General features: G+C 37.6%; 1 protein-coding gene. It reads left to right on the plus strand.

All coding sequences use genetic code 11. The features are described from left to right. Positions 1–94 precede the first annotated feature (94 nt). Positions 95–805, plus strand: a complete 711-nt coding sequence (locus tag ACH8E3_RS16655; protein ID WP_458633768.1) for a class I SAM-dependent DNA methyltransferase — start codon at positions 95–97, stop codon at positions 803–805. Positions 806–940: the final 135 nt, after the last annotated feature.

Raw genomic sequence — 940 nt, forward strand, 5'->3', positions numbered from 1 at the left:
CCCGTTCCCTGCGGTCACTTAAGCAGCTTGAACGTCAGGAATGCACAAACGTTATGCGTAATTGCCCTAAAGAGAAGAGAAAGAGGAGATAATAATGTATGAATTATCATCGAAATATTACGATGTAATTTATAGCTTTAAAGATTATAAACAAGAAGCAGAGCTGATTGGAAATTATATCAAGGCGCAAGAATCTACTTACAAAACTGTTTTAGATGTTGCTTGCGGGACGGCAGAACACGCGCTCTTTTTAAAGGATGAATATTTGGTAGATGGAATTGATTTAAACTTAGAATTTGTCGAAATTGCAAAGTCTAAAAACCCTGAGGGTAGTTACTTCACGGCTGATATGACTGATTTTCAATTAGGAAAGAAATATGATGTCGTTACATGTATGTTCAGTTCCATAGGATATGTTAAAACCCTAGATAATGTAGTTAAGACCTTACAGCAATTTAAGGATCATTTAAATGAAGATGGAATAATTCTAGTTGAACCTTGGTTTACTCCAGAAGTCTGGAGTGAAGGTAGAACAGATACATTAGCGATAGAGCATAATAATATTAAGATGTGTAGAATGTCTTACACAGCCAAGCAAGATCGGATTTCAATTTTAAGATTTGATTATTTATTTGGAAGTAAGACAGGAATAGAATATTTTTCAGAAGAACATAAAATGGGTCTATTTAAAACGGAAGAGTTAATTCAAGCATTTAAAGATGCAGGACTTGAAGTGCATTTTGATGAGCAAGGAATAAGTGGAAGAGGGCTGTTTGTGGCTCGAAGAAGGGGCAACTACGCATAACACAGCACTCCTACTGCGGGCATTCGCCCTTGATCGCCAAGAGGGATTTCAGAGAAGTTATTTCAGGCGATACATTCAAGCAGCTAAGTCTGACGACCCGTTCCCTTTGGTCACTTAAGCTGCTTGAACGTCAGG

The sequence above is a fragment of the Paenibacillus sp. CMAA1364 genome (assembly GCF_054373195.1).